This window comes from Amycolatopsis sp. NPDC058986 (assembly GCF_042741125.1).
Classification (GTDB): domain Bacteria; phylum Actinomycetota; class Actinomycetes; order Mycobacteriales; family Pseudonocardiaceae; genus Amycolatopsis.
The window spans coordinates 142,069-160,644 of the sequence record NZ_JBHYJW010000010.1 but is presented as its reverse complement, the minus strand read 5'-3'; the positions used below and the strand labels follow the sequence as shown (position 1 = coordinate 160,644).

Genomic DNA, 18,576 nt, shown 5'->3' with positions numbered 1-18,576 from the left:
CGCACCACGAGCAACCGGGCAGGATCAGAACTGGGCTTCCTCGGTGGAACCCTTGAGCGCGGTCGTCGAGCTGGCCGGGTTCAGCGCGGTCGCGACCTGGTCGAACCAGCCGGTGCCGACCTCGCGCTGGTGCTTCGTCGCGGTGTAGCCGCGGTTCTCCGAAGCGAACTCGCGCTCCTGCAGGTCGACGTAGGCGGTCATGCCCTCGCGGGCGTAGCCGTGCGCCAGGTCGAACATCGAGTAGTTCAGCGCGTGGAAACCGGCGAGGGTGATGAACTGGAACTTGTAACCCATGTGGCCGAGCTCGCGCTGGAACTTCGCGATCGTCGCGTCGTCCAGGTGCTTCTTCCAGTTGAACGACGGCGAGCAGTTGTAGGCCAGCATCTGGTCCGGGAACTTCGCCTTGATGGCCTCGGCGTACTTGCGAGCCACCTCGAGGTCCGGCTCCGAGGTCTCCATCCAGAGCAGGTCGGCGTACTGCGCGTAGGCCAGGCCACGCTCGATGCACGGCTCGATGCCGTTGCGCACCTCGTAGAAACCTTCGGCGGTGCGGCCGCCGGTCAGGAACTGCTGGTCGCGCTCGTCGACGTCGCTGGTGAGCAGCGTCGCGGCCTGCGCGTCGGTGCGGGCGACGACCAGGGTCGGCACGTTCAGCACGTCGGAGGCCAGACGGGCCGCGTTCAGGGTGCGCTCGTGCTGCTTGGTCGGGATCAGGACCTTGCCGCCGAGGTGGCCGCACTTCTTCTCGGACGCGAGCTGGTCCTCCCAGTGCACGCCGGCCGCGCCGGCCGCGATCATGCCCTTCATCAGCTCGAACGCGTTCAGCGGGCCACCGAAACCGGCCTCGGCGTCGGCGACGATCGGGGCGTACCAGTCGATGTCGGTGTTGCCCTCGGCCCAGGTGATCTGGTCGGCGCGGCCGAGCGCGTTGTTGATGCGGCGGACGACGGCGGGCACCGAGTTGGCCGGGTAGAGGCTCTGGTCCGGGTAGGTCTGCCCGGCGAGGTTGGCGTCGGCGGCGACCTGCCAGCCCGACAGGTAGATCGCGCGCAGCCCGGCGCGGACCTGCTGGACGGCCTGGTTACCGGTGAGCGCGCCCAGCGCGTGGATGTAGTCCTCGGTGTGCAGCAGGTTCCACAGCTTCTCGGCGCCGCGGCGGGCCAGGGTGTGCTCCTCGACGACACTGCCGCGCAGCTTCACCACGTCGGCGGCCGAGTAGGTCCGCTGGACGCCTGCCCAGCGGGGGTCGGTCTCCCACTGCTTGGCCAGCTCCTCGGCCGCCTGCTTGGCCTGCTCAGTCATCGAAGTCTCCTGGTGTTGCGAAGTTTGCGATTGCTCGCCTTTCCTGCCGTGACCTTGGCATGCCACGGAAAATCCGGTCCAGGTCTCCAATTTGCCAATTTCTGCGAAGCTTCCGTACGCTTCTGTGAAGGTTGCGAATCAGCGGTTCACAACTGGGCCGAAAAACGCCGGACTTGATCGTTCACGTAATCGTTCAGGGCCGGAAACCTTGCGGACTCCGGAGGTCTTGGTGGATAAAATTTTCGCCGGCGCGCGTGTGCGGCATCTGCGGGAAAACCGGTCGATGAGCCAGGCCGACCTCGCCCGTGTGCTGGAGATCTCACCCAGTTACCTCAACCAGATCGAGCACAACTCGAGGCCGCTGACCGTCCCCGTGCTGCTGCGGATCACGCAGGCGTTCGGCGTCGACGCGGAGTTCTTCGCGAGCACGGACACCTCACGCCTGGTCGCCGACGTCCGCGAGGCGCTGCTCGACGAGGTCCTCGGCATCGACGTCACCACCGGCGAACTCAACGAGCTGGCCTCGAACCTGCCCACGATCGCGCAAGCGCTGGTCAAGCTGCACCGCAGCTACCGCAACGCCGTCGAAAACACCGCGGCGCTGACCACGGAAAACGGCCTCGGCCTGCACGGAAGCGCCGCCGCACCGCTTCCGCACGAAGAGGTCCGCGACTTCTTCTACGAGCGGGAGAACTACGTCGCCGAACTGGACGATCGGGCCGAGCGGATGGCTGCCGAGATCCCGCTGCGCCGCGGCGAGGTACTGGTCATGCTCAAGCAGCGGCTGTGGCAGCGCTACGGCGTCGAGGTCACCAGCGCCGGGATCGACGAATCGGCGGGCGAACAGCATCGCTACGAACCACAGGGCCGCGTGCTCCGGCTGGCGCCGAGCCTGCGCGTCGGCCAGCAGGCGTTCCGGATGGCTTCGCAGATCGCGTTGCTCGAATACGACGATCTCATCACCGAACTCGCCGATTCGTGGGCGTTTTCCGGCCCTGCCGCCCGATCGCTGGCGCGGGTCGGGCTGGCGAACTACTTCGCCGGGGCACTGGTCCTGCCCTATGGCGCTTTTCTGACCACGGCCGAGAAGTTCCGCTACGACATCGAGCGGCTGTGCGATCACTTCGGCGTCGGTTTCGAGACGGTGTGCCACCGGCTGTCGACGTTGCAACGCCCGAAGCAGCGCGGGGTGCCGTTCTCGTTCGTCCGCGTCGACCGCGCGGGCAACATGTCGAAGCGGCAGTCCGCGGCCGGGTTCCACTTCAGCCGGGTGGGCGGCGCCTGCCCGCTGTGGAACGTCTACGAGGCGTTCACCTCGCCCGGCAAGATCCTGACGCAGATCGCGACGCTGCCCGACGGCAAGAGCTACTTCTGGGTCGCGCGGACCGTGTCGCGGAACATCGGCGGCTACGGCAGCCCCGGCAAGACGTTCACCGTCGGGCTCGGCTGCGAGCTGCGGCACGCGGGCAGGCTGATCTATTCGACCGGGCTCGACCTGGACGAGCCCGCGGCGGCGACGCCGATCGGGATGGGCTGCAAAGTCTGCGAACGCCCGGCCTGCCCGCAGCGGGCGTTCCCGACCATCGGCAAGCAGCTCACCGTGGACGAGAACACCAGCACCTTCGTGCCGTACCCGGCCGTGCCCAAGGGCTGACCTCCCGCAGCGCGCGGTGGCGTTTCAGCGGGTTCGCTCCTGTTGCCGCTTTTCGGCTACGCGCAGGTCAGCGGCATTGAAAGCTGCTTCGGGCCGGGCAGTTGCCGCCATGATTGTTTACCATCCGGGAGCCGGAAAGTGGAGGAGCGGATGCCTGCCGACACCGCCCAGGGCGCCGTTGCCGCGCGACGGGTGTTGTCCGCGCTGCGGCGGGCGATCCAGGACGGCGACATGGCGCCCGGCCAGCGCCTCGTCGAGACCGAGCTGGCCGAGACCTACCGTGTGACCAGGGCCAGCGTGCGGGCGGCACTCATCGAGCTGGCCTCGGAAGGCCTGGTCGAACGCGTCCCGAACCGTGGCGCCCGGGTGCGCGCCGTCCCCCTGGCGGAGGCGATCGCGATGACCGAATGCCGCATGGTGCTGGAGGGACTCTGCGCCGCCAAGGCGGCCGAAGTGGTTACCGACGAACAGATCGGCCTGTTGCGCATGATCGGCGACCAGTTGACGCGCGCGGCGGGCGAGGCCGAACCGCTCCGGTACGCGGAGCTGGATACCGAGCTGCACCGGCTGGTGCGCGAGATTTCCGGTCAGGAAGTGGCCACCGGCCTCATCGCCCGGCTACGCGGCCCGATCATCCGGCGCCAGTTCCGGCTGTCACCGGCCTCTGGCAGGCCCAAGGCGTCGGTCCGCGAACTCCTGGCGCTCATCGAGGCCATCTCCGCCCGTGACCCGGCGGCCGCCGAGCTCGCGGCGAGGAAGCACGTCGCCGGCGTCGTCGACGCGCTGCGGGCCACCGCGGCCGGATAGCCGAACGCCGGTACCGCGAACCGGGTCAGTACATTCGTCGAGGTGCACGACATCGACACGGTGACAGCCGAACTCGTCGAGCAGGCCGCGCGCCGGCTCGCCGGAGTGGTCACCAAGACGCCACTGGAGCCCAACGCCCGGCTTTCCTCCCGCGTGGACGCCAGGGTGTGGCTCAAGCGCGAAGATCTGCAAACGGTCCGTTCGTACAAGATCCGCGGCGCGTACAACTTCATCGTCCAGCTCGACGAAGCGACCCGTGCCCGCGGTGTCGTGTGCGCGAGTGCCGGGAACCACGCGCAGGGCGTGGCGTACGCATGCCGTCGGCTCGGCGCGAACGGCCGTGTCTACGTCCCGGGCACGACACCGCGACAGAAGCGCGAGCGCATCGCGACACTCGGCGGCGCGCACATCGAGGTCATCGTCGTCGGCGAGACGTACGAGGACGCCTTCGCCGCTTCGCGAGAGGACGCGCAGCGTACCGGCGCGACGCTCGTGCCCGCCTTCGACGCCGTGCAGACCGTCGCCGGGCAGGGCACGGTCGCACTGGAGATCGTGGAACAGCTGGGGTTCGTCCCGGACGTCCTGGTGGTGCCGGTCGGCGGCGGCGGGCTGCTCGCCGGGATCACCAGCTGGGTCGGGCAACGGCATCCGGAGATCCGCGTAGTCGGCGTCGAACCCGCGGGAGCGACCTGCATGGCGGCCGCGCTGGAGGCAGGGCACCCGGTCCGGATCGACGCCGTCGACTCCTTTGTGGACGGTGCGGCGGTGCGCGAGGCGGGCGCTGTCACCTACCCGCTGGTGCGCGACAGCGGCGCCGAACTGACCTCGATCGCAGAGGGCGCGGTGTGCACGGAAATGCTCGCGATGTACCAGTCCGACGGCGTGATCGCGGAACCGGCGGGCGCGCTCGCCACCGCCGCGCTCGGCGATCCGGTGAAGATCGAGCCCGGCCAGACCGTGGTGTGCGTCGTGTCCGGCGGCAACAACGACGTCAGCCGTTACGGCGAGATCGTGGAACGCTCACTGATCCACGAGGGCCTCAAGCACTACTTCCTCGTCGGTTTCCCGCAGGAACCCGGTGCGCTGCGGCAGTTCCTCGACGAGGTGCTCGGACCGGACGACGACATAACCCGCTTCGAGTACGTCAAGCGCAACAACCGCGAGACCGGGCCCGCGCTGATCGGCATCGAACTCGCGCGGGCCGGGGACCTCGACGGGCTTCTCCACCGCTTGGCCACCAGCCCGCTGCAGGTCGAACGGGTCGAGCCGGGCAGCCCGCTGTTCCACTTCTTGGTGTGACACAGCTTGGTATGACACAGCTTGGTGCTCAGGCCGGGTAACGCAGCAGGCCGGAGTCGATTTTCTCCCACGCCGCCCGCAGCTCCGCCAGCCTCGGTGCCTCGGCACGAGCGCGGTCGGCCTGCTCCCGCGGGTCGCTCACGACGTCGAAGAGCTGGTCGGCACCGGCCGGGGTCCGGTAGTACTTCCACCGGCCACGGCGCAACGCCCGCTCGGCACGGGTCCGCCAGAACAGATCGTGCGCAGGCGCTTTCCGGCCACGCAGGAGGTATCCGGCGAGGCTGCGGCCGTCGAGTGGATACCGCGTATCCACCTTCGCGCCCGCGATGTCGAGCAGCGTCGCGGTCCAGTCCGGGGACACGACCGGGACGTCGCTGACCTGACGCGGCCGGATCGCCGCGGGCCAGCGCAGGATCGTCGGGACGCGGATGCCGCCTTCCTGCAAGCCGAACTTCTCGCCCGACAACGGCCACTGATACGACCATCGCTCGCCGCCGTTGTCGCTGGCGAACAACACGAGCGTGTTCTCGAAACGGCCACGGGCACGCAGCGCGTCGAGCACGGCGCCCACGGAACTGTCGAGGTGCTCGACCATCTTCCGGTAGGTCTCGAGCGAACCACCGTCCGAATGCGACAGCACGTTGCGCTCCCCCGCCCGGATCCGCGCGCTGAGCTCGTCGCTGACGGCCTTGTCGTCCCGCGTTTCCCACGGCCAGTGCGGAGTGGTGAAGTTGAGGTTGAGCAACCACGGCCGGTCGTGGTCGCGGCGCACGAACTCGACGGCCCGTTCGGTGATGATGTCGGTGTAGTAGCGCAGGTCGGCGTATTCGACCTCGCCCTCGTACAAATCGTGGCGCCCGGCGCCGTCGAGCTTCGAGAAGTAGTCGATCGCGCCGCCGAAGTTGCCGAAGAACTCCTGCCAGCCGGCCCGGGTCGGGCTGAACCACGGTAGGTACCCGCAGTGCCATTTGCCGATCAGCGCCGTCGAGTATCCGGCGTCGGCCAGCAGCGAAGCCAGGGTCGGGTGGTCGTGCGGGATGCCCTCGAGTTCGTTCGGCGACGCGATCGGTTCGGCGAGGCCGCCACGCAACCGGCCCGGGTAGCGGCCGGTGTAGAGGCTGAACCGGGTCGGCGAGCAGGTCGCGGAGCCGGAGTAGGCGTCGGTGAAGCGGACGCCTTCGCGGGCGAGCCGGTCGAGGTTCGGGGTGCGGATGTGCGGCGACCCGTAGCTGGACAGATCGGCCCAGCCGAGGTCGTCGCCCAGGATGACCAGCAGATTGGGCCTGCGCACCGGGCTTTCCGGCGCCGCGCGGAACGGCTGTTCGCCGCCGTTTTCCGCCGACGCGGTCCCGGACGCGGCGAGGACACCCGCGCCGGTGGCCCCGAGCAACGTCCCGAACGCCCGCCTCGACAACCCCGCGGACTCGCCCATCCTGCCCTCCCACTGCCCGGCTTTTCGCCTGTCGAGCAGGAGCTTTTCGCCCGTCGCCGTAAAACGGCAACGACGCTCAAGCCGTGGGACGCACTTGCCAGGCCGTCAGGATTCGAGGGTCTTCTGCAGCGCCTTGTTCGCCTTGCGCGCCATGTCGGCGATGGCCTCGCGGCGCGCCGCGTCGGCGGCGTAGTCGTCCTGGCGGTTGCGCACCACGCGGGCGGGCGAGCCGACGGCGATCGAGTAGTCCGGGATGTCGCCCCGCACCACAGCGTGCGCGCCGAGGACGCAGCCGCGCCCGACGCGCGTGCCCTTCAGCACGCTGACCTTCGTGCCGATCCAGGTGTCCGGCCCGATCCGGACCGGCGACTTCACGATGCCCTGGTCCTTGATCGGCACCGTGATGTCGGCGGTGACGTGGTCGAAGTCGCAGATGTAGACCCAGTCCGCGACGAGCGTGGCCGAGCCGAGCTCGATGTCGAGGTAGCCGTTGATCACGTTCTGCCGCCCGAAGACGGCTTTGTCGCCGATCCGCAGCGACCCTTCGTGACAGCGGATGGCGTTCCCGTCGCCGATGTGCACCCACCGGCCGATCTCCATCCGGCCGAACCCGGGGCGGCAGTGGATCTCCACGTTCCTGCCGAGGAACACCATGCCGCGCAGGATGATGTGCGGATTCGCGATCCGGAACTTGAGCAGCCGCCAGTAGCGCACCAGGTACCAGGGCGTGTACGCGCGGTTCCGCAGGACCCAGCGCAGCGAATCGGCGGTCAGGAACTTCGCCTGCCGCGGGTCGCGCCGGGCCTGGCGCCAGGCCCGCACCCGTGACAACGCGGGCGCACCCCACATCGACGTCATCCATGGAATCTAACAGCGGCGCGAAGCGCTTCCGTTGAGGGCGGTGGCGGGGAGGAAGGCGGTGCGTAATCTGTGATCGGACGGACCTGTGAACAGACGCCCGACACAGGCAAGGGGAGCTGATGGGGACGAAGCTGATCATCGACACCGACCCGGGTGTCGACGACGCCTTCGCGATCGCGCTGGCCGCGGTGTCGGCCGACGTCGAACTGCTGGGTGTGACCACCGTGTTCGGCAACGTGCCGCTGACCTCGACGACGGCGAACGCGCGGCGCCTGCTGCAGCTGTGCGACCGGCCGGACGTGCCGGTCGCGGCCGGTGCCGCGCGGCCGCTGGTCTACCGGAACCCGCACACCGCCGGGTTCGTGCACGGCGCGGACGGCCTGTCCGGGCGTTCCGCGACGCTGCCGGAGGCCACCCGGCCGCTCGAAAACGGCGACGCGGTGAGCCTGCTGGCGTCGTTGCTGGAGGCGTCCGACGAACCGGTCACGATCGCCCCGATCGGACCGCTCACGAACATCGCGGCGCTGCTGGCCGCCCATCCCGGCGTCCGGGAGAAGATCGCCCGGATCGTGATCATGGGCGGCGGGATCGAACGCGGCAACAGCACCGCCGCCGCGGAGTTCAACATCTGGAGCGACCCCGAGGCCGCGCGCCGCGTGCTCACCGAGGACGACGTCCCGTGCGTGCTGGTGCCGCTGGACATCACCCACCGGTGCGCGATCGACCGCGCCTGGCTGGCGAAGCTCGCCGCGTCCGGTCCACTCGGTGCGACGTTGGAGAGCCTGACCACGGACTACACCGCCTACTACAGCCGTGTGCTCGGTTTCGACGGGATGGTCATGCACGACGCCGTGGCCGTCGCGGAGGCGATCAGCCCCGGGATCCTGCGGACCGAGGCGTATCCGGTGAACGTCGACTGCGGCGCCGGGCCGGCGCGCGGGATGACGGTCGTGGATCGCCGCAAGCTCGGCCGCGACGATCCGGAGGCCAGTCCCGGTAGGACGGTCGAGGTCGCCGTGGACACCGACCTCGACGCGCTGCGGCAGTTCGTGCTCGACCGCCTGTCCGGAGGCCACCGATGACCCCGGAAACACCCGAGCCATCGCCCGGCGAGGCCGAAAACGTGGCAGAGCCCGAGGCCGCTGTCGCACAGCCATCGCGCCGTCGCCGAATATTGGTCATCGCCGCGGCCGTCGTCGTCGCCGCGGGCGCGGTGGTGGCGGCCGTGCAGTTGTCGCCGAAGGACCAGCCGCGGTCGTCGGCGGCCGCGGTCGCCTCGTCGACGCCGCCAAGCCCGAGCCCGTCGCTGCCGCAGGAAGCGCCGAAGGCACCCCCGCAGGCACCGAGCGAGTTCGACGCGTGGGTGTCGCGGACGAGCCAGTGGCTCGACATTCCGCTGCGGGCGATGACGGGCTACGCCAAGGCGACGGTGACGCTGGGCAAGGAGAACCCGGGCTGTCACCTTTCCTGGGTCACGCTGGCGGCGCTGGGGAAGGTCACCAGCGACCACGGCCGTGCCAAGGGCGGCACCCTCGGCGCCGACGGGACGATGAGCGCGCCCATCGGCACCATCGAGGTCCGCGACTTCTACGACAAGGTCGTCTCGACGGCGAACGCGAGCGGGCCGATGCAGCTGGCCCCGGCGACCTGGAGCAAATGGCAGCGGTCGGCGACCGGCGCCGCCCCGGACGCGCAGAACATCGACGACGCCGCGCTCACCACCGGCCGCGCGCTGTGCGGCGACGGCCGTGACCTTTCGCAGGGCCAGACCTGGTGGAACGCCGTCGGCTCGGTCCAGGCCGCGCCGCTGTACCTGCACCGCACGCTGGCGACAGTGAACGTCTACGGCACGGTCGGGCAGCACGACAAGGCGCCGAACCCCGCCGTGCTCAGCGCGGTCAACTTCGCGATCGACAAGATCGGCCTCCCCTACGTCTGGGGTGGCAACGGCACTGGCGGCCGCGACCCCGGTTTCGACTGCTCGGGGCTGACCACCGCGGCGTACGGCAGTGCGGGGATCAAGCTGATGCGCACGGCCGACACGCAGTACCGCAGCGTCAAGCGTGTCGACGAACCGGCACTGGGCGACCTCATCTTCTACGGCAATCCGGGCACCGAGATCCACCACGTCGGGCTCTACATCGGCAACCAGCAGATGATCGACGCGCCCACCGAGGGCCAGGCCGTGCAGGTGCACCCGTACCGCAAGCCGGGCGACGACTACGCGGGAGCCGGGCGACCGACCGAACGAGCCTGACGTCGTCGGCCCCGCGGCCGGCCGCACGGTCGCGGATTTTGTCGGGGGTCCGGGCTACGGTCCGGAACATGTACAAAGTCGACTTCGTCGAGTTCCCGTCCAGCTCGGCCACCGCGTCCGGGCAGTTTTTCGAGAAGGCGTTCGGCTGGGCGGCGACCCCGTACGGTCCCGACTACGCCGACGTCCAGGGCGCGGGCATCACACTCGGCTTCCAGGCGGATGTGGCCGAACAGCCGGGGGCGCCGTTGGTGACGGTCCGCACCGACGACCTCCACCAGGCGCGGCTGGCCGTGGAGGACGCGGGTGGCGTCGTCACGGTCGAACCGTTCGATTTCCCCGGTGGCCGGCGCTTCCACTTCCGCGAGCCGGGTGGCAGCGAACTCGCGGTGTGGTGCTCGACCAAGTGAACAGGCCGGTGCCGGGGCGCGTTTCGGCTCAGGCGCCGACGTAGCCCGCGAGGTGCTCGCCGGTGAGGGTGGAGCGGCCGGCGACGAGATCGGCCGGGGTGCCCTCGAAGACGATCCGGCCACCGTCGTGGCCGGCGCCGGGGCCGAGATCGATGATCCAGTCGGCGTGCGCCATGACCGCCTGGTGGTGCTCGATGACGATGACCGACTTCCCGGCGTCGACGAGCCGGTCGAGCAGGCCGAGCAGTTGCTCGACATCGGCGAGGTGGAGACCGGTGGTCGGTTCGTCGAGCACGTAGACGCCGCCCTTTTCCGCCATGTGGGTGGCCAGCTTGAGCCGCTGCCGCTCGCCGCCGGACAGCGTGGTGAGCGGCTGGCCGAGGCGGAGGTAGCCGAGCCCGACGTCGGAAAGGTGGGTCAGGATCTTGTGGGCCGCCGGCGTCTTCGCCTCGCCTTCGGCGAAGAACTCCTCGGCCTGGGCCACCGACATCGACAGCACCTCGCTGATGTCGCGGCCGCCGAACTTGTACTCGAGCACCTCGGCTTGGAAACGGCGCCCTTCGCATTCTTCGCAGGTGGTGGCGACGCCCGCCATCATCCCCAGGTCGGTGTAGATGACGCCGGCGCCGTTGCAGGCCGGGCAGGCGCCCTCGGAGTTGGCGCTGAACAGCGCGGGCTTCACGCCGTTGGTCTTCGCGAACGCCTTGCGGATCGGGTCGAGCAGCCCGGTGTACGTCGCCGGGTTGCTGCGCCGCGAGCCCTTGATCGCCGCCTGGTCGACCGACACCACCCCGTCGCGGCCCGAAACCGAGCCGTGGATCAGGGAGCTCTTGCCCGAGCCCGCCACGCCGGTCACGACGACCAGCACACCGAGCGGGATGTCGACGTCGACGTCCTGCAGGTTGTGGGTGTCGGCGCCGCGCACCTCCAACGTCCCCGACGGCGTCCGCACCGACGGCTTCAGGGAGGCCCGGTCGTCCAGATGCCGCCCGGTGAGCGTGTCGCTGCTCCGCAACCCCTCGACAGAGCCCTCGAACACCACTTCGCCGCCTTCGGTGCCGGCCCGCGGGCCGAGGTCGACGACGTGGTCGGCGATCGCGATCGCCTCCGGCTTGTGCTCGACCACCAGCACCGTGTTGCCCTTGTCGCGCAACTGGAGCAGCAGGTTGTTCATGCGCTGGATGTCGTGCGGGTGCAGTCCGATCGTCGGCTCGTCGAAGACGTACGTGACGTCGGTGAGCGACGACCCGAGGTGGCGGATCATCTTGGTGCGCTGCGCCTCGCCGCCCGAAAGCGTGCCCGACGGGCGGTCGAGGCTGAGGTAGCCGAGCCCGATCTCGACGAACGAGTCGAGGGTGTGCCGCAAGGATCCCAGCAGCGGCGCGACGGATGGTTCGTCCAGCTTCCCGACCCACTCGGCAAGGTCGCTGATCTGCATCGCGCAGGCGTCGGCGATGTTGATCCCGTCGATCTTCGACGAACGGGCCTCCTCGGACAGCCGGGTACCGTCGCAGTCCGGGCAGGTCGTGAAGGTGGCCGCCCGTTCCACGAAGGCGCGGATGTGTGGCTGCAGGGAGTCGATGTCCTTGGACAGCATCGACCTCTGGATCGTCGGGACCAGGCCCGCGTACGTCAGGTTGATGCCTTCGATCTTGACCTTGGTCGGTTCCTTGTAGAGCAGGTCGTTCAGCTGCTTCTTGGTGAACTTCCTGATCGGCTTGTCCGGGTCGAAGAAACCGCAGCCACGGAAGATGCGGCCGTGCCAGCCCTCCATGCTGTAGCCGGGGATCGTGACCGCGCCCTCGTTGAGCGACTTGCTGTCGTCGTACAGCGCCGACAGGTCGATGTCGTTGACCGAGCCCCGGCCCTCACAGCGCGGGCACATGCCACCGGTGATGCTGAAGCTGCGCCGCTCCTTGATCGTCTGCCCGGCGCGCTTCACGGTGACCGCGCCCGCGCCGCTGATCGAAGCGACGTTGAAGGAAAACGCCTGCGGCGAGCCGATGTGCGGCTTGCCGAGCCTGCTGAACAGGATCCGCAGCATCGCGTTGGCGTCGGTGGCGGTGCCGACCGTGGAGCGCGGGTCGGCACCCATCCGCTGCTGGTCGACGATGATCGCGGTCGTCAGCCCGTCGAGGACGTCGACCTCGGGACGGGCCAGCGTCGGCATGAAACCCTGGACGAAGGCGCTGTAGGTTTCGTTGATCAGCCGCTGCGACTCCGCCGCGATCGTGCTGAACACCAGCGAGCTCTTGCCGGAGCCGGAGACACCGGTGAACACCGTCAGCCTGCGCTTCGGCAGTTCGATGCTGACGTCCTTGAGGTTGTTCACGCGCGCGCCGTGCACCCGGATCAGGTCGTGGCTGTCGGCGGCGTGCGGCGCGGGCGACGGCGCTGATGCGCGACCGCTTCGCGCCGTCGCTGGGGTGTTCTTCCTCGTGGCCATGCTCGTGGTGTCTCTCTCTGTCGATCGGGGCGGTCGCGGCAAGGGCTCGTTCGTCTTCTTGGCCGGCGGTGTCACCGTGGTCCGGCGTCACCCGTACGGCTGACGCCGGACGAGGCTCAGCTCAGTTCCTGGATGCGGAGCAGGTTGCCCGACGGGTCGCGGAAGGCGCAGTCGCGAATCCCGTACGGCTGGTCGGTCGGCTCCTGGACGACCTCCGCGTCGCCGGACTGCAGCCGCTCGAAGAGGCCGTCGAGGTCCTTGGTGGCCAGGTTGACGCTGGCGTAGGTGCCCTTGGCCATCATCTCCGTGACGACACGGCGCTCGTCGTCGGTGAGCCCGGGGGTGGCGGCCGGCGGGTACAGGACGATGGACGTGTCGGGCTGGCCGGCGGGACCGACCGTGATCCAGTGCATCCCGCCGTACTCGACGTCCTTGCGGACCTCGAAACCAAGGGTGTCGCGATAGAACGCCAGCGAGGCGTCCGAGTCGTTGTGCGGAAGGAAACTCGCGTGAATGGTGATGTCCATGGCGGTCACGCTACGTGCGGCCCGAGGACGGCGCTTCTCGATTCCTGATCGGTCTGGTCACCTGCTTCGCGACGCACGGCGGCATCCCCTCCGTCGCGCCCGTCGCCTCGCGCCGATACGCGCTCGGCGGCATCCCGACCAGCTCGGTGAAGCGCGTGCTGAAGGTGCCCAGCGACGAGCAGCCCACCGCGAAGCAGACCTCGGTGACGCTGAGATCGCCCCGGCGCAGCAGCGCCATCGCGCGCTCGATGCGCCGTGTCATCAGGTAGGAATATGGTGACTCTCCGTAGGCACGGCGAAACTCGCGACTGAGGTGCCCTGCCGACATGTGCGCGTCGCGGGCCAGCGCCTCGACGTCCAGCGGCTGCGCGTACTCCCGGTCGATCCGGTCACGGACGCGGCGCAGCCGGGCGAGGTCGTTCAGGCGCTGCTCCGCGGCGGGTCTGCTGCTCACCTGCGAGATCGTACGTCGCGCGGGCCCGTTCGGACCTGATTGGACCCGCGGGCGCTCTTCGCAAGCCCTGCCCAGGGATAGGCCACGCAGCGGAACCCCTTGTGCCACAACGGCGGTGTCCGACAGGCCCTCGGGGCTGGATCCTTGTCTGGCGGCCTCTTGACAGCGATGGAGCCTCTAGCCGGGAGACTGGTGCGGCCCCGGGACGAAGGCCATCCGCCGGCGGCTCTCCGCCCGGAACGGGCCGCGACCAGTACGTCCGGCGATCGCGACGCCGGACGGTATCGCGCCGCCATCACCACGCCACCGACGTGGCCCCGCCATCGTGTGCCGAGCCACGCCTGTCCGCGAGTCCGTGCGAACGGGACAAGGAGTGATCACCATGAAAACCGCCCGAGCCTGGGCCGGAACCTTCGCCGCCGCAGCGTCCGCTCTCGTTGTGCTGGCTCCCGCCGCCACAGCGGCCCCCGATGCGGCGACGCTGAGTATCACCGGCGCCGTCGTGGCTGCCAACGACACCGTCAACGTGGACGTCACCTACACCTGCGACGCGGGGTACGCCGGCACGCTCGTCGGCTACGTCAACGACACCACCGCGTCGGCGTTCGGCGTGAGCAATGACACCGCCGCCACGTGTGACGGCGCCAGCCACACCGCCGTTCTCAGTGTGGACAACGAAAACGAGGCCGCGGACTACAAGGCCGGGGATTCGGCGGTCGTAGCCGTGTCGCTCGACGCGACGAAGGCGGGATCGCCGGATCAGAACGCGGCACAGGATGTGACCCGCACCCTCGGCTGACCCCTCGCTCCTCGCCGGTGGCGGTGGGCGCGCGACCACCGCCACCGGCGAGACGGCGTTTTCGCGTTCCCCAGCGGGAAATCCGCGAAGGAAGTCGGCTGCGGACGCCCAGTAGTCCGTGCTTGACTGGCCCCATGTTGCCCTGGGAAGCCGAACTCGCCGGCCGGCTCGACCGGCACATCCTCGACTCCGCGCTGCTGCGGGACAACCCGCTCGGCGATCCGCACCGGCGGCCGTTGTGGGTCTACGTCCCGCCCGGCTACGACGAAAGCCCGGATGTCCGATATCCCACGGTGTATGTCATCCAGGGGTACACCGGGCACCTGGCGATGTGGGCCAACCGCACGCCGTTCCGTCAGCCGTTTCCCGAGACCGCCGACGCCGTTTTCGCCGGCGGCACCGCACCCGGATGCGTCGTGGTCTACGTCGACGCGTGGACCAGGTACGGCGGTTCGCAGTTCGTCGACTCGCCAGGCACCGGGCGGTATCACTCCTACCTCTGCGACGAGGTCGTGCCGTGGGTGGACGAGCACTACCGCACGATCCCGGACCGGGAATCCCGGGCGATCACCGGCAAGTCCTCCGGCGGCTTCGGCGCGATGATCACCCCGATGCTGCGCCCGGACGTCTTCGGCGCGCTGGCCACGCACGCCGGGGACACCCTCTACGAACTGTCCTACCTCGCCGACTTCGGCAAAGCCGCGCGAGCCCTGCGCGACTACGGCCAGGACATCACCCGCTGGTGGGCCGACTTCGAGTCGCGCACCGCGTTCACGAAGCCCGAAGATCCCTTGCTGCTGTCACTGCTCGGCGTCGCGGCCTGCTTCTCCGCGCGCGAAGACGGCACGCCCGAGCTGCCGTTCGACCCGCTGACCGGCGCGCCGCGTCCCGAGCAGTGGCAGCGCTGGCTCGACTGGGATCCGGTGCGGATGGCGCCGCGGTACGCGGAGGCCATCCGGTCGCTGCGGGCGGTGTGGATCGACGCGGGCACCCGTGACGAGTACTACCTCGATCTCGGCGCCGAGGCGTTCCGCGCCGAGATCGCGAAGATCGGCCTGCCGGACGACCGTGTCCACTTCGAACTCTTCGACGCCGGGCACGCGGCCATCGAATACCGCTACCCGCTCTCGCTCGCCTGGCTGGCCGACCGGCTGGCCCGTTGACTCCTTGCCACACAAGGGAAATCCTCGGCGTCACACCGGATCTCGAAGCCGTCCTCGGTACGTCCGGTCAGACCGGTCACCCCGGCGTTGTTGATCAGCAGGTCGATCCGCTCGTAGCGCGCCGTCAGCTCTTCGGCCGCCGCTCGCACGGACGCCAGCGCCGCCAGATCCAGTCGCACTACGTCCACGTCCAGGCCGATCCGCCCGGCGGCGTCCTTCGCCTTGTCCCCATCACGACAGGCGAGCACGACTCGCGCGCCTCGCCGCGCCAGCGCACTGGCTGTTTCGAAGCCGATCCCGGTGTTGGCACCGGTGATCACCGCGACGCGGCCCCGCTGATCCGGAATGTCCGCCTCGGTCCAGTCACCCATGTTCACCCCCTAACATGAACCGCTCGTTCATGTTTTATAGTGAACCAGTAGTTCATCTTCTCGGCAAGGGGTGACATGACCAGGCGAACGGGCTTACGAGCGGACGCGGCGCGCAACCGGGAGGCGATCCTCGAAGCCGCACGGACCGTCTTCGTGGCGCACGGTCCGGAGGCGGGGATGGACGACATCGCGGCGAAGGCGGGCGTCGCGGTCGGCACGCTCTATCGCCATTTCCCGACCAAACAGGACCTGATCCAGACCATCGCGGAGGACCTCGGCGCCGCGATCGCCGCGACGCTCGACGCCGCCGTGCTCAGGATCGCCGACGGCCACAGCACTGCCCTCGACGAAATCCTGGCCCTGATCCGGCGGGTGGTCGTCGAAATGGGGCACGAACGGCTCCTCCGCGCCGCGCTTTCCGAAGTGGCGCCGGATCCGTTCCAGGCGATGCGAGAGCAGGCGAAGGAGTCCGTCGAGCGCATGATCGCCATGGCGCATCAGGCGCGAGCCGTCCGGCCCGACCTCACGGTCGACGACGTGATCCTGCTCCTGAACAGCTCACCAGGCGTCGAGACCGCGAAGTCCGATCGGGAGCGTTGGCTGGAACTCGTCGAAGGCGCGTTGAGCGGTCAGACCCGGCGCCTGAGCGCCAAGACGCCGTAGGCCGCGAAACCGAGGGTACCCAGGCCGCCGACCGCGACGAAGATCCAGTTGCGGCCGGTGTTCTCCGACGCCTGCTCGTCCCTGCTCCGTGTGACGCCCGAGGAGGCGCACCGGTCTCCCACATGCATCGTCTTGCCACCGCAGGTCACGCCGTCGTCCGACGACGTCAGCGACAGGATGCCGAGGACGAGCAGGGCGAGACAACCCAGCCCCAGAAGCCACAACCGGATCTGCGGCCAGTACTCGCGCATCGAGACTCCTCTCCCTGTTCACCACCGAGTCAAACAGTCCGTTTCCCTTGCCAGGACGGGAAAACTGACCTCATCGCGCGACGGAACACACAGAAAACGGGCCCCTCCCGGCATTTCGCCGGAAGGGGCCCGCTCGGAATCCCCGGTCAGGATTCGCGACGCCTGCGCCGGATCGTCACCGCCACCAGGGCGCCACCGAGGGTCAGCAGGAAGACCCCGGCGACCAGCGTGCCGCGGATGTCGGTGCCGGTCGACGCCAGCGGCTGGTCACCGGACGGGCCACCGCCGGGCCCGGTCCCCGGCCCCACGCCCTGGTCCGGGGTGGTGCCGGTGGTCACCCCGGGGGCGGGCGTGGTGCTGGACGTACTGCTCGTGCCGGACGTCGTGGTGCCGCTGGTCGTGGTCCGGCTCGTCGTCGGACCGGTCGACGTCGTCGGCGTGGTGCTCGACGTGCTGGTGCTCGACGTCGGAGTCGTGCTCGACGTCGTCGAGGTTGTCGGGCTGGTGCTCGTCGTCGAGGTGGTCGACGTGGTGGAAGTCGTGCTCGTCGTCGAAGTCGTCGGACTGGTCGAGGTCGTGCTCGTCGTCGGACTGGTCGACGTCGTACTCGTCGTCGAGGTGGTCGACGTGGTGCTGGTGGTCGGGCTCGTCGACGTGGTGCTCGTCGTCGGGCTGGTCGAAGTCGTCGAAGTGGTCGATGTCGTCGAAGTGGTCGAAGTCGTGCTCGTCGTGGGCGTCGTCGGGGTCGTGGTCGGCGCGGTGGCACAGTCGGGCAGGTCGCCGGTGAACGGGTAGTTGTGGAATTCCTGACCACCGCCGCCATTGGGCTCCGAGGTGTGCAGGAGCGATCCGGTGGTGAAGAAGCGGCCGTTCATACCGGACGGCGTGATCGTGGCGAGGCTGCCCGGATTGCCGATCAGCACACTGCCCTGGAACTGCGCGCCGCCGGCGATTCGCACGCTGGTGGCGTCCGGGAAGTTCCACAGCAGCCGCTGCCGCAGTTTGTTGATCGGGTCCTGGTCGCCGAGGTCACCGCTGTAGGTGTTGATCGTGCGGGCGCCGCCGGTCATGTTGACCAGCACGGTGGCGCCGTCGGGAATGCCCTCGAACGCGATGCCCTGCATTCCCCCGCCGCGCCCGGTGATGTCGAAGTCCACGTTGAACACCTGCAGCGTGGATTTCCCGTCGCCGGTGAACAACGTCTGATAACCCTGGTTGACCGCGGTGCCCGTGGCGGGCCTCGGGCGGGTGTCCTGGCGCGCGTAACACTGACTGGCCAGGCGCAGTTCGGTACGTAGATTCGCGTACGGCTTGGCAGCGTCAGGATCGGCCTTCGGCGTGCCGACGACGGTGCCGGTGAGCGTTCCCCCGTACCGGACTACGCCGCGCTCGGCAAGCAGCCGCTGACCATTGGCGATGCTCACGTTGCCGCCGGTGGTCAGGTAGTCCGCGCCGTCCGGCGGCGGCACTCGCGATCCCACTCCGGCCTCGCCGACGTTGTAGATGGAGGAGGCACCGGGCCGTTTCGCCATGTCGAAACCACCGAGGACCACGACGCGGCCCTCGGCCTCCGCGGCCGCCTCGCGCACCCGCATGTCCCCGCCGACGAAGACGTTGATGCCATTGTCGTGGCCGGAAATCCCGCCGTTGTGCACCGGCGGGAACGGATTGGGGCAGTCACTGCCGACACACGGGCCGAGCCCGCCCGGCAACGGCGCGGCGACCGCGCCACCAGGAGTGACCACAATGGCCACCGCGCACACCGCGGCGGCAACACTGGCTGAGATCGAAGCAAACCGCCGTGCGCGCATGCGGGAGATTCTTGTGCGGATCGGCGGCAAACACCCAATCGGACTGCGAAAATACCCCCGACCGGGCGAGAT

18 protein-coding genes are annotated in these 18,576 nt (G+C 69.2%); 9 read left to right on the top strand and 9 right to left on the bottom strand.

Translation table 11 applies throughout. From position 1 onward, the window contains the following. Nucleotides 1-24: 24 nt before the first annotated feature. Nucleotides 25-1,302, bottom strand: a complete 1,278-nt coding sequence (gene aceA, locus ACFW0G_RS12500; protein ID WP_378325139.1) for an isocitrate lyase — start codon at nt 1,300-1,302, stop codon at nt 25-27. Nucleotides 1,303-1,531: 229 nt separating this feature from the next. On the opposite strand from aceA, the gene ACFW0G_RS12495 reads away from it, so the two are divergent. From ACFW0G_RS12495 to ilvA, 3 genes are all read left to right on the top strand, one after another. Then, nucleotides 1,532-2,956 carry a short-chain fatty acyl-CoA regulator family protein gene (locus ACFW0G_RS12495; RefSeq protein WP_378325138.1) on the top strand — a complete coding sequence of 475 codons (1,425 nt, stop codon included), beginning with the start codon at nt 1,532-1,534 and terminating at the stop codon, nt 2,954-2,956. 150 nt (nt 2,957-3,106) lie between these two features. Continuing rightward, a complete protein-coding gene (locus ACFW0G_RS12490; RefSeq protein WP_378325137.1) occupies nt 3,107-3,763 on the top strand; it encodes a GntR family transcriptional regulator in 657 nt (218 codons plus the stop codon). Between the two features lie 42 nt (nt 3,764-3,805). Continuing rightward, entirely contained in the window at nt 3,806-5,062 is a 1,257-nt protein-coding gene (gene ilvA, locus ACFW0G_RS12485) for a threonine ammonia-lyase IlvA (protein WP_378325136.1), read from the top strand. Nucleotides 5,063-5,090: 28 nt separating this feature from the next. Here ilvA and ACFW0G_RS12480 read toward each other — a convergent pair whose 3' ends face one another. Both ACFW0G_RS12480 and ACFW0G_RS12475 read right to left on the bottom strand, forming a co-directional pair. Beyond that, nucleotides 5,091-6,494, bottom strand: coding sequence for a sulfatase (locus ACFW0G_RS12480; protein ID WP_378325135.1), 1,404 nt, complete (start codon nt 6,492-6,494; stop codon nt 5,091-5,093). A gap of 105 nt (nt 6,495-6,599) precedes the next feature. Continuing rightward, on the bottom strand, nt 6,600-7,352 hold the full coding sequence (locus tag ACFW0G_RS12475; protein ID WP_378325134.1) for an acyltransferase: 753 nt from the start codon (nt 7,350-7,352) through the stop codon (nt 6,600-6,602). 122 nt (nt 7,353-7,474) lie between these two features. On the opposite strand from ACFW0G_RS12475, the gene ACFW0G_RS12470 reads away from it, so the two are divergent. From ACFW0G_RS12470 to ACFW0G_RS12460, 3 genes are all read left to right on the top strand, one after another. Continuing rightward, complete coding sequence (locus ACFW0G_RS12470; protein WP_378325133.1) at nt 7,475-8,437, top strand: nucleoside hydrolase; 963 nt, start codon at nt 7,475-7,477, stop codon at nt 8,435-8,437. A gap of 92 nt (nt 8,438-8,529) precedes the next feature. Beyond that, on the top strand, nt 8,530-9,612 hold the full coding sequence (locus ACFW0G_RS12465) for a C40 family peptidase (RefSeq protein WP_378325207.1): 1,083 nt from the start codon (nt 8,530-8,532) through the stop codon (nt 9,610-9,612). A 68-nt stretch (nt 9,613-9,680) separates the two neighbouring features. Further along, nucleotides 9,681-10,019, top strand: coding sequence for a VOC family protein (locus ACFW0G_RS12460; protein ID WP_378325132.1), 339 nt, complete (start codon nt 9,681-9,683; stop codon nt 10,017-10,019). A 28-nt stretch (nt 10,020-10,047) separates the two neighbouring features. On the opposite strand, the gene ACFW0G_RS12455 is transcribed toward ACFW0G_RS12460, so the two are convergent. The 3 genes from ACFW0G_RS12455 to ACFW0G_RS12445 form a co-directional block, all read right to left on the bottom strand. Beyond that, on the bottom strand, nt 10,048-12,465 hold the full coding sequence (locus ACFW0G_RS12455; protein ID WP_378325131.1) for an ATP-binding cassette domain-containing protein: 2,418 nt from the start codon (nt 12,463-12,465) through the stop codon (nt 10,048-10,050). A gap of 116 nt (nt 12,466-12,581) precedes the next feature. Beyond that, nucleotides 12,582-12,992: a VOC family protein gene (locus tag ACFW0G_RS12450; protein WP_378325130.1), complete on the bottom strand. Its 411-nt coding sequence runs from the start codon at nt 12,990-12,992 to the stop codon at nt 12,582-12,584. A 10-nt stretch (nt 12,993-13,002) separates the two neighbouring features. Then, complete coding sequence (locus tag ACFW0G_RS12445) at nt 13,003-13,446, bottom strand: helix-turn-helix transcriptional regulator (protein ID WP_378325129.1); 444 nt, start codon at nt 13,444-13,446, stop codon at nt 13,003-13,005. Nucleotides 13,447-13,828: 382 nt separating this feature from the next. On the opposite strand from ACFW0G_RS12445, the gene ACFW0G_RS12440 reads away from it, so the two are divergent. After that, the gene (locus tag ACFW0G_RS12440; RefSeq protein ID WP_378325128.1) at nt 13,829-14,245 is read left to right on the top strand and encodes a hypothetical protein; all 417 of its coding nucleotides are present in this window, start codon (nt 13,829-13,831) and stop codon (nt 14,243-14,245) included. Nucleotides 14,246-14,379: 134 nt separating this feature from the next. Continuing rightward, the gene (locus ACFW0G_RS12435; protein ID WP_378325127.1) at nt 14,380-15,408 is read left to right on the top strand and encodes an alpha/beta hydrolase-fold protein; all 1,029 of its coding nucleotides are present in this window, start codon (nt 14,380-14,382) and stop codon (nt 15,406-15,408) included. Here ACFW0G_RS12435 and ACFW0G_RS12430 read toward each other — a convergent pair. Further along, nucleotides 15,363-15,779 (bottom strand): SDR family NAD(P)-dependent oxidoreductase, encoded by a 417-nt coding sequence (locus ACFW0G_RS12430; RefSeq protein ID WP_378325126.1) that lies wholly within the window; start codon nt 15,777-15,779, stop codon nt 15,363-15,365. The genes ACFW0G_RS12435 and ACFW0G_RS12430 overlap by 46 nt on opposite strands. Nucleotides 15,780-15,854: 75 nt before the next feature. On the opposite strand from ACFW0G_RS12430, the gene ACFW0G_RS12425 reads away from it, so the two are divergent. Next, the gene (locus ACFW0G_RS12425; RefSeq protein ID WP_378325125.1) at nt 15,855-16,442 is read left to right on the top strand and encodes a TetR/AcrR family transcriptional regulator; all 588 of its coding nucleotides are present in this window, start codon (nt 15,855-15,857) and stop codon (nt 16,440-16,442) included. Here ACFW0G_RS12425 and ACFW0G_RS12420 read toward each other — a convergent pair. Together ACFW0G_RS12420 and ACFW0G_RS12415 are read right to left on the bottom strand one after the other, a co-directional pair. Further along, nucleotides 16,409-16,693, bottom strand: a complete 285-nt coding sequence (locus ACFW0G_RS12420) for a hypothetical protein (RefSeq protein WP_378325124.1) — start codon at nt 16,691-16,693, stop codon at nt 16,409-16,411. The two genes, ACFW0G_RS12425 and ACFW0G_RS12420, sit on opposite strands and share 34 nt — an antisense overlap. A gap of 146 nt (nt 16,694-16,839) precedes the next feature. After that, nucleotides 16,840-18,504: a choice-of-anchor A family protein gene (locus tag ACFW0G_RS12415; RefSeq protein WP_378325123.1), complete on the bottom strand. Its 1,665-nt coding sequence runs from the start codon at nt 18,502-18,504 to the stop codon at nt 16,840-16,842. Between the last annotated feature and the right edge of the window lie 72 nt (nt 18,505-18,576).